This is a genomic window from Pseudomonas sp. MF6394 (genome assembly GCF_002018845.1).
GTDB classification, from domain to species: Bacteria; Pseudomonadota; Gammaproteobacteria; order Pseudomonadales; family Pseudomonadaceae; genus Aquipseudomonas; species Aquipseudomonas lactis.
Genome location: NZ_MVOJ01000065.1, coordinates 1 through 10,169, shown reverse-complemented (window position 1 = coordinate 10,169; position 10,169 = coordinate 1). Strand labels below are relative to the sequence as shown.

Here is a 10,169-nt window from a genome sequence, read left to right as displayed (position 1 = left end):
GACTCCCCGCGACCCAACTGTGGGAGCTGGCTTGCCTGCGAAGGCGGCCTAACAGCCTACGGCTATCTACCTGACTCCCCGCGACCCAACTGTGGGAGCTGGCTTGCCTGCGAAGGCGGCCTAACAGTCAACACAGCTGGATTGTGTACATATCCATTCCTGCGGTAACGGCTACTTAGGGTTCCGCTCTGACAGCGGCTCACTTTTGAACAGCGCAAAAGTAAGCAAAACGCTCTTGCCCCACCACTCGGCACCTCGCTTGGGCTCGGTGTGCCCGTAATCCGCCAGTGATTTGGGGGGCCGCCGCCACGCGCCATCCATGGCGCGGGGCGGCTAAACCGGCATCCCTGCCGGTTTACCCCCCAAATCACTGTCGAATTCCGGCCAGCGTGGTTTAACGGGGCGCCTAAGATCAAAAGCAGATCAAGAGCAAGATCAAGGGCGGCTCGCTTCGCATCGTAGTTACGGTGTTGGTATCTATGCCGAGATGGCGTCAGTCAGTCAGAAATAGTAGTGACTGGCCCACCGCATTCGCGGGCAAGCCCGCTCCCACAGGTTTGACTGGCGTGTGGCCCTATTTACGCGTTTAGCCGTACTTGTTTTTCCAGCTCAAGCTTCAAGCCTGGTTCAAGTTTCAGTTGGCGGGCCAGTTCGTCCAGGTAGGCTTTTTCCATGAAGTTTTCTTCGTCCACCAGCATCACACTGGCGATGTACATTTCGGCGGCCATTTCCGGGGTGCTGGCGGCGCGGGCGACGTCGGTGGGGTCCAGGGGTTTGTTGAGTTCGGCGTGTAGCCAGTGTTGCAACTCCTGATCGTTGTCCAGCTTGGTAAATTCGCCTTCGATCAAGGCGCGCTCGCGCTCATCCACATGCCCGTCAGCCTTGGCCGCGGCTACCAGTGCCTTGAGAATGCCTTGGCTGTGTTGCTCCACTTGGGCCGGTGGCAGGCGGTCGATGGTTTGCGGCTCGCCTTGGGGCGCGCTGGCCTGCTGGGCTTGCCAGTTACCGTAAGCCTTGTAGGCAATCACACCGAGTGCGGCCAGGCCGCCGTAGGTGAGTGCCTTGCCGCCGAATTTGCGGGCTTTTTTGTTGCCCAGCAGCAAGCCCATGGCTCCCGCTGCCAGGGCGCCGCCGCCGGCACCGCCGAGCATGCTGCCGAGCCCGCCACCGTTGAGCAAGCCGCCGAGGGCGCCCTTGTCATTGGACTTGCGTTGGCCGCCGGCCTTGTTTTGCAACATGTCCTGGCCAGACTTGAGCAGTTGATCGAGCAATCCACGGGTATTCATTCGTAGCCTCCAGACACTTGGGTTCGTAGGACCAATAGGCCTCCAGCGTAAAACTAAGTGCCAAAAAGCCGTGATCTAGAGTGCTTCCAGATGTAACGCTCTGCCGCGATGCTGGAAATGTCTTGTTGCACATGCAACGCCATCATCCCGCCATCAATCAATTTGCCTCGCTCATCGAACCGCTTAAGCTATCCGGCGTCTGTTTATTGTCCGTTGCGTTTGGCCGAAGGCATGTCCGAACCGTTATTTCTGATCCGTTACGTGCCAGGAACGGCGCGGGATTTGCTCACGACAGGTTGTCTCTATGCACCGCAGGAATTTGCTCAAAGCATCCATGGCCATTGCGGCTTACACCGGTTTGTCGGCCAGTGGCCTGCTGGCCGCGCAGGCCTGGGCCGCAAACCAGGCTGCCGATGGCAAGGCCGTGGCGTTCGATTTCGAATCGCTCAAGGCCCAGGCCAAGCAATTGGCCACCCGTGGCTACCAGGACACTAAGCAGGTGCTGCCGCCGACCCTGGCCACCATGACCCCGCAGAATTTCAACGCCATCGGCTACGACCGCAACCATTCGCTGTGGAAGGAGTTGAACGGCCAACTGGACGTGCAGTTCTTCCACGTCGGCATGGGTTTCAAGACGCCGGTGCGCATGCACAGCGTCGACCCCAAGACCCGTGAAGCCCGCGAAGTGCACTTTCGCCCTTCGCTGTTCAACTATGAAAAAACCACGGTGGACACCCAGCAACTGACCGGCGACCTGGGTTTCTCCGGCTTCAAGCTGTTCAAGGCGCCGGAACTGGACCGCCATGACGTGCTCTCGTTTCTGGGCGCCAGCTACTTCCGTGCGGTGGATTCCACCGGCCAGTACGGCCTCTCGGCGCGCGGCCTGGCGATTGATACCTACGCGAAAAAACGCGAGGAATTCCCTGATTTCACGCAGTTCTGGTTCGAAACCCCGGACAAGAACGCCACGCGTTTTGTGGTCTACGCCCTGCTCGACTCGCCCAGCGCCACTGGCGCCTACCGCTTCGATATCGACTGCCAGGCCAACCAAGTGGTGATGGCGATCGACGCGCACATCAATGCGCGCACCGCCATCGAACAACTGGGCATCGCGCCCATGACCAGTATGTTCAGCTGCGGCACCCATGAGCGCCGCATGTGCGACACCATTCACCCGCAAATCCACGACTCGGACCGCCTGGCCATGTGGCGCGGCAACGGCGAATGGGTCTGCCGGCCCCTTAACAACCCGGCCAAACTGCAATTCAACGCGTTCGCCGACACTAACCCCAAAGGCTTCGGCCTGGTGCAGACCGACCATGAGTTCGCCAGCTACCAGGACACCGTCGACTGGTACAGCAAACGCCCAAGCCTGTGGGTTGAACCGACCACGGCCTGGGGCGAAGGCTCGATCGACCTGCTGGAAATCCCTACCACTGGCGAAACCCTGGACAATATCGTGGCCTTCTGGACCCCGAAAAAGCCCGTGGCCGCCGGTGATTCGCTCAACTACGGCTACAAGCTCTACTGGAGCGCACTGCCGCCGGTGAGCACGCCGCTGGCACAGGTCGACGCGACCCGTTCGGGCATGGGCGGTTTTACCGAAGGCTGGGCCCCCGGCGAGCATTATCCGAAAGTATGGGCGCGGCGTTTTGCCGTGGACTTCAAGGGCGGCGGCCTGGATCGCCTGCCAGCGGGCACTGGCATCGAGCCTGTGGTGACCTGTTCCCACGGTGAGGTGAAGGACTTCAGCGTGCTGGTGCTGGACAACATCAAGGGTTACCGCATCCTGTTCGACTGGTACCCCACCAGCGACAGCGTGGAGCCGGTCGAGCTACGCCTGTTTATTCGCACCCAGGACCGCACCCTCAGTGAAACCTGGCTGTATCAGTACTTCCCGCCTGCGCCAGAGCAACGCAAGTACACCTGATGCCACACTGCACGATCATTCCCACGCAATAACGTGGGAATGATCGGATTTGGCTCAGAACCGCGACACGCTTTTCATCGCGCCAATCAGATAGCGCATCGCCACCTGATCACTCTCGGTCAGCGCCCGATATTGCGCCAGCAACTCCATTTCATCTGAACTCAATCTTCGACCCCGCAAGGACATCCGGCGGCTCAGAAAAGACGCCACCGCACCCGCTACGCCATAGGACTTGGCCATGGACCGCTACTCCTGATATCAGTCAAATACTCCTGGTGCCCATTTCCCAACTCCCGAGAAGCGCAACGGCTTCGCGGACCAACCGCCTGTCTCCCTGGGCCAGAAGTCGGGCTTACCCTTAGCGTAGAAACTATCTCATCATTCGTGGGATTTTTTTAGAGTATTAACTTAAAAAATAACGTCGGTAATAAAAACCTACAGCGATTGCTCACGCAGTGGCCGATATCGGCTGCGCAACGCCTACAACGCGCGCAAGAAAAAACCCACCGTATCAGGGTGGGTTTGGCACAGAGGTGAGCAGGATCAATCCCGCAGGTCCGACTCATGAATCGGCTGGTCCCGATGAGTCGCCCGCTGGTATTGCGCAGGCCAGGTTGCCTTGCGCCCACCCAGGTCATCGTCGGCGTGCAGTGGCCAATAAGGGTCACGCAGCAGTTCGCGGGCCAGGAAAATAATGTCGGCTTGGCAGGTACGCAGGATGTGCTCGGCTTGGGCGGGTTCGGTAATCATGCCAACGGTGCCGGTGGCCATGCCCGATTCCTTGCGCACGCGCTCAGCGAAGCGCGTCTGGTAGCCGGGGCCGGTGGGAATCTCGGCATTGGCGGCAGTGCCCCCGGACGATACGTCAATCAGATCCACCCCCAGGTCTTTCAGGCGGCGCGCCAATTCCACGGTTTCATCCGGGTTCCAGCCGTCTTCCACCCAATCGGTGGCCGACACGCGCACAAACAGCGGCAACTCCTCAGGCCACACGGTGCGCACGGCCTTGGTCACTTCCAACACCAGGCGAATGCGGTTTTCGAAAGAGCCGCCGTAGTGGTCTTGACGCTGGTTGCTGATCGGCGAGAGGAACTGGTGCAACAGATACCCGTGGGCGGCATGGATTTCCACCACTTCAAAGCCTGCGGTCAAGGCGCGCTTGGCGGCGGCGACAAAGTCGGCGATCACCTGCTGGATCTGTGCTTCGTCCAGTGGCTTGGGCTGGGTGTGATTGGGGTCGAAGGCAATCGGCGAGGGCCCCACCGGCACCCAGCCGCCCTCCTCCGGTTTGACGCTGCCGTGTTTGCCGATCCATGGCCGATGAGTGCTGGCCTTGCGCCCGGCATGGGCCAGCTGAATCCCAGCCACTGCGCCCTGGGCCGCGATAAACCGCGTGATACGCCGCAACGGTTCGATCTGGGCGTCGTTCCACAGGCCCAGGTCCTGGGCGGTGATGCGGCCGTCGGCGGTCACCGCCGTGGCCTCGGTAAAAATCAGCCCGGCGCCGCCCACGGCTCGGCTGCCGAGGTGCACCAGGTGCCAGTCGTTGGCCAGCCCATCGTCGCTGGAGTATTGGCACATGGGTGAAACCGCGATGCGGTTGAGCAGGGTCAATTGGCGCAGGGTGTAAGGTTCGAGCAGCTGACTCATGGCGCACCTCTTCTGGGCTTCATAGGCATTTTTGTAGGAGCGAGCTCGCTCGCGAAGGCCTCACAGGGGTCGCGTTTATCCAGGATTAACGCGTGATCGTTGACGTTTTTCGCGAGCAAGCTCGCTCCTACCAGCCTAGTCGACAACCATCGTTTGCACAGGGTTCAGAAAGGAAAGCGGGAGCCGATTGCCGGCTCCCGGTAGGCAGCGCCTTACATCTCGACCTGGGTGCCCAGCTCGATCACACGGTTGACCGGCAGTTTGAAGAACCGCAGGTTGCCGTTGGCGTTTTTCAACATGAAGGCAAACAACACTTCGCGCCAACGGGCCATGCCTTTGATACGCGAGGCAATCACCGTTTCACGGCTAAGGAAATAGGTGGTGCGCATCGGGCTGAAGTCCAGATCATCCAGATGGCACAGCTTCAACGCTTCGGGTACGTCCGGTTCATCGGTAAACCCGAAGTGCAGGATCACCCGGAAGAAGCCTTCGCCATAGGCATCCACCTCGAAGCGCCGCGCCGCTGGCACCCGTGGAATGTCTTCATAGACCACGGTCAACAGCACCACCTGCTCATGCAGCACCTGGTTATGCAGCAGGTTGTGCAACAGCGCATGGGGCACGGCGTCGGGCCGCGCGGTGAGGAACACCGCCGTGCCCTGCACGCGATGGGGCGGCTGTACGCGGATACTACTGATAAAGATCGGCAATGGCAGGCCACCCTCGTCGAGACGGCCGACCAGCAATTGCTTGCCCCGCTTCCAGGTGGTCATCAGCACAAACAGCACGATCCCCGCCAGTACCGGGAAGGCCCCGCCCTGGAGAATCTTCGGCGCGTTGGCCGCGAAGAACAGGCCGTCTACCAACAGGCAGCAGAGCAACAGCGGCACGGCCAGCACCGGCGGCCATTTCCACAGCAGCAGCATGACCGCCGATACCAGAATGGTGGTCATCAGCATGGTGCCTGTTACAGCTACGCCGTAGGCCGAGGCCAGGGCACCGGAAGATTCGAAACCCAGCACCAGCAGGATCACGCCGACCATCAACGACCAGTTCACTGCACCGATGTAGATCTGGCCCTGTTCGGCACTGGAGGTGTGCTGGATATGCATGCGCGGGATATAACCCAGCTGGATCGCCTGGCGGGTCAACGAGAACGCGCCGGAAATCACCGCCTGGGAAGCGATTACCGTGGCCATAGTGGACAAGCCCACCAACGGGACCAGCGCCCAGCTCGGCGCCAGCAGGTAGAACGGGTTGCGCGCAGCCTCCGGATCGCCCAGCAGCATCGCGCCCTGGCCGAAATAGTTGAGCACCAGCGCCGGCAGCACCAGCAGGAACCAGGCGCGGGCGATGGGTTTGCGGCCAAAGTGGCCCATGTCGGCGTAGAGCGCTTCTGCGCCGGTCAAGGCCAGCACCACCGCGCCGAGGATCGCCACGCCAATACCCGGGTGAACCATAAAGAAGCGCACGCCCCACGCCGGGTTCAGCGCATTGAGCACTTCGGGTTGCTGCAGGATGCCGTACACCCCCAGGCCGCCCAATACCAGGAACCAGGTAACCATCACCGGGCCAAACAGCTTGCCGATGCGGTCGGTGCCGTGTTTCTGGATCAGGAACAGCGCCACCAGCACCACCAGGGCAATGGGCACTACCCATTTTTCCAGGCCGTCGAACGCCAGTTCCAAGCCTTCGATGGCCGACAACACCGAAATTGCCGGGGTGATCATACTGTCGCCGTAGAACAACGCCGCGCCACACAGGCCACACACCACCAGAAAACCGCGCAATTTGGCCCGCGTGCCGGCAGCTCGCCGCGCCAGCGCGGTGAGCGCCATGATCCCGCCCTCGCCCTGGTTATCGGCACGCAGCACGAACAGCACGTACTTGATCGACACCACCCAGATCAGCGACCAGAAGATCAGCGCCAGGATCCCCAAAACACCGTCATGGTTGACCTGCACGCCATAACCACCGTTGAACACCTCTTTAAGGGTGTAGAGCGGGCTGGTCCCAATATCGCCATAAACCACCCCGACCGCCGCCACCAGCATGCCAATCGGCTTGGCTTTTGAATGCTCGGCACCTGCTGCCTGACTACTTGCCTGACCCATCAACCACTCCTGCCCTTTTGACCTGAGGTCTTTTATAAACAGCGCTTCTAAGCTGACCCTAGCATGCGCTGTTTTACTTCTCGTAACAGACGTTTTATTGACCCAAGGGCTTTACCCGTGCGCAACGGCGCGAAGCATAGCGCAGCACTCGTCGTATTTCCCCGTTCAAGTGAACGGGGTGTCGTTTTAGGCAATCAGTCATAGAGGCCACAGCAGCACTTTGGCGCCTTTTGGCCTGCATTGATCACGTTTACGGCTAACCGTATATTCCTGGCCCGGCTCAGTCGTGCTGTTTGGGTGGTGTGAGCAGGAGCGCCTTGCCGGATTACCTGATCGGTCAATCGTGCATTCGCATGGCGCGCAGTCGATACATATAAAGCTGTCTCTTTTAAGGTACATGCCTCATGCGCAAGGTGAGACACGCACTGACATCGATCAGGCCAAAGGCTCTTTGGAAATCCTACAAGGTGCAGCAAACATGACCATTCGTACCCGACCGCACGAAGATAGCGTTCTGGAAATGCTTCGCAACGACGAGGCATTTGCCCTCGAATATTTGTCTGTCGCGCTTGAGGAAATAGATGAAGCCGGTGGCGAGGACGCTTTCCTTGTTGCTATCCGTCGAGTGGCGGAAGCCCGTGGTGGGATGCTCAGCTTGTCGCAGAACACCGGACTCAATCGAGCAAACCTCTACAGGTCCATCGGCGTCGGCGGCGATCCTAAGCTCTCTACTTTGCTTAAAGTCCTCCAGGCGTTAGGTGTGGGCATGTCTAAAGTGGTATCGCACCGAACCGAACAAGACATCCAGGCTTAAGCGCGCGCCAGTGGCTATGGGGATTACCCGGCGCAGCACTCGTCGCATTTCCCTGCATAAAGCTGGTCAAGTGCGTTGCCCACCGATAGAATTGCGCACTTTTTGATCAGAGGCGCGCCAAGCGCCCATCCGTTGCCTTGTCGTGCACGACCGGCAGCGTCATTCAATACCGAGGTTAGACATGTCCACCACCATCGCAAAAGCCAACCCCAAGGTTGGCTTTGTTTCCCTGGGTTGCCCGAAGGCGCTTGTCGACTCCGAGCGCATCCTCACGCAATTGCGTATGGAAGGCTATGACGTCGTGTCCACGTACCAGGACGCCGATGTGGTGGTGGTCAACACCTGCGGCTTCATCGACTCGGCCAAAGCTGAATCCCTGGAAGTGATCGGCGAAGCCATCAAGGAAAACGGCAAGGTCATCGTGACCGGCTGCATGGGGGTGGAAGAAGGCAATATCCGCAACGTGCACCCGAGTGTGCTGGCCGTGACCGGCCCGCAGCAGTACGAGCAGGTGGTCAACGCTGTGCACGAGGTGGTGCCGCCACGCCAGGATCACAACCCTCTGATCGACCTGGTGCCGCCCCAGGGCATCAAGCTGACCCCGCGTCACTACGCGTACCTGAAGATTTCCGAAGGCTGCAACCACAGCTGCAGCTTCTGCATCATCCCGTCGATGCGCGGCAAGCTGGTGAGCCGCCCGGTGGGTGACGTGCTCGACGAGGCCCAGCGCCTGGTCAAGTCTGGCGTCAAGGAGCTGCTGGTGATCTCCCAGGACACCAGCGCTTACGGCGTCGATGTGAAATACCGCACCGGTTTCTGGAACGGCGCGCCGGTGAAAACCCGCATGACCGAACTGTGCGAAGCCCTCAGCAGCCTGGGCGTGTGGGTGCGTCTGCATTATGTTTACCCGTACCCGCACGTGGACGAGCTGATCCCGTTGATGGCCGCCGGCAAGATCCTGCCGTACCTGGACATCCCGTTCCAGCACGCCAGCCCAAAAGTGCTCAAGGCGATGAAACGCCCGGCGTTCGAAGACAAGACCCTGGCACGCATCAAGAACTGGCGCGAGATCTGCCCGGAGCTGATCATCCGTTCCACCTTCATCGTTGGTTTCCCCGGCGAGACCGAGGAAGACTTCCAATACCTGCTGGACTGGCTGACCGAAGCGCAGCTGGACCGCGTCGGTTGCTTCCAGTACTCGCCGGTGGAAGGTGCTCCGGCCAACCTGTTGGACCTGGCCGTGGTGCCGGACGACGTCAAGCAAGACCGTTGGGAGCGCTTCATGGCGCACCAACAGGCCATCAGCTCGGCGCGCCTGCAACTGCGCATCGGCAAGGAAATCGAAGTGCTCATCGACGAAGTCGACGAGCAAGGCGCGGTGGGTCGTTGCTTCTTCGACGCCCCTGAAATTGACGGTAACGTGTTTATCGACGATGCCAGCGGCCTGAAGCCGGGTGACAAAGTGTGGTGCACCGTGACCGATGCCGACGAGTACGACTTGTGGGCTGAAAAGCGCGACTGATCGCCCGATGATAAAAAAGCCCCGCCTCTGAGAAGATGCGGGGCTTTTTTAGGTCTATCGTATTGCCCATCAACCCCGAATACAGCAAGGGACAGCGGGTATGCGTCAGCATTCGGTGATTCACACACCTAAAACCAGCGACTACGCGCGCCTGGTGCAGATCTGGGAGGACTCGGTACGCGCCACCCACCACTTCCTCCCGGACAGCTATATCGAGTTGCTGAAAAACTTGGTGCTGACCCGCTACCTCGATGCGGTGATGCTGATCTGCACCAAGGACTCGCGCCAACGCATCAACGGATTCGCCGGCGTGTCGGCGGGCAAGGTGGAGATGCTGTTTATCGACCCGCACTACCGTGGGCAGGGACTGGGCCGGCAATTGCTGGGTTACGCGATCGAACACATGAATGCCGATGAACTGGACGTCAACGAACAGAACCCCCAGGCCTTGGGGTTTTACCTCAAGCAAGGCTTCGAGGTGATCGGGCGCACGGAGCATGATGGGCTTGGGCAGCCTTATCCGTTGCTGCGCCTGCGTTTGCAGCAACAGCAACAAGCCCGTAATGCCTGAAGTCACCCCGTACAACGGTGGGAGCTGGCGTGCCTGTGATGGCCATAGGTATCTACACAACTGCGCAGTTCGCCGCAGCCCCCGGTAACCACGATGCGAAGCGAGCCGCTCTTGATCTTGATCTGCTCTTGATCTTAGGCGCCCCGTCAAACCACGCTGGCCGGAATTCGACAGGGATTTGGGGGGTAAACCGGCAGGGATGCCGGTTTAGCCGCCCCGCGCCATGGATGGCGCGTGGCGGCGGCCCCCCAAATCACTGGCGGATTACGGGCACACCGAGCC

8 protein-coding genes are annotated in these 10,169 nt (G+C 60.1%); 4 read left to right on the top strand and 4 right to left on the bottom strand.

The window, feature by feature from the left end:
• Window positions 1–578: 578 nt before the first annotated feature.
• Entirely contained in the window at window positions 579–1,286 is a 708-nt protein-coding gene (locus MF6394_RS32585) for a tellurite resistance TerB family protein (RefSeq protein ID WP_044272228.1), read from the bottom strand.
• Between the two features lie 304 nt (window positions 1,287–1,590).
• Here MF6394_RS32585 and MF6394_RS32580 point away from each other — a divergent pair, with 304 nt between their 5' ends.
• Window positions 1,591–3,216 (top strand): glucan biosynthesis protein D, encoded by a 1,626-nt coding sequence (locus tag MF6394_RS32580; RefSeq protein WP_047712717.1) that lies wholly within the window; start codon window positions 1,591–1,593, stop codon window positions 3,214–3,216.
• 54 nt (window positions 3,217–3,270) lie between these two features.
• Here the strand turns inward: MF6394_RS32580 and MF6394_RS32575 are convergent, their stop codons facing one another.
• The 3 genes from MF6394_RS32575 to MF6394_RS32565 form a co-directional block, all read right to left on the bottom strand.
• On the bottom strand, window positions 3,271–3,456 hold the full coding sequence (locus MF6394_RS32575) for a hypothetical protein (RefSeq protein WP_003189066.1): 186 nt from the start codon (window positions 3,454–3,456) through the stop codon (window positions 3,271–3,273).
• A gap of 303 nt (window positions 3,457–3,759) precedes the next feature.
• Window positions 3,760–4,866, bottom strand: a complete 1,107-nt coding sequence (locus MF6394_RS32570; RefSeq protein ID WP_044272224.1) for an NADH:flavin oxidoreductase/NADH oxidase — start codon at window positions 4,864–4,866, stop codon at window positions 3,760–3,762.
• 212 nt (window positions 4,867–5,078) lie between these two features.
• Window positions 5,079–6,980: a potassium transporter Kup gene (locus MF6394_RS32565; protein ID WP_032893242.1), complete on the bottom strand. Its 1,902-nt coding sequence runs from the start codon at window positions 6,978–6,980 to the stop codon at window positions 5,079–5,081.
• Between the two features lie 478 nt (window positions 6,981–7,458).
• Between MF6394_RS32565 and MF6394_RS32560 the strand changes: the two genes are divergently transcribed.
• From MF6394_RS32560 to MF6394_RS32550, 3 genes are all read left to right on the top strand, one after another.
• A complete protein-coding gene (locus tag MF6394_RS32560; RefSeq protein ID WP_032893244.1) occupies window positions 7,459–7,794 on the top strand; it encodes an addiction module antidote protein in 336 nt (111 codons plus the stop codon).
• Window positions 7,795–7,975: 181 nt separating this feature from the next.
• A complete protein-coding gene (gene rimO / locus MF6394_RS32555) occupies window positions 7,976–9,316 on the top strand; it encodes a 30S ribosomal protein S12 methylthiotransferase RimO (RefSeq protein WP_003231334.1) in 1,341 nt (446 codons plus the stop codon).
• Between the two features lie 100 nt (window positions 9,317–9,416).
• Complete coding sequence (locus tag MF6394_RS32550; protein ID WP_044272220.1) at window positions 9,417–9,887, top strand: GNAT family N-acetyltransferase; 471 nt, start codon at window positions 9,417–9,419, stop codon at window positions 9,885–9,887.
• The last annotated feature ends 282 nt before the right edge of the window (window positions 9,888–10,169 follow it).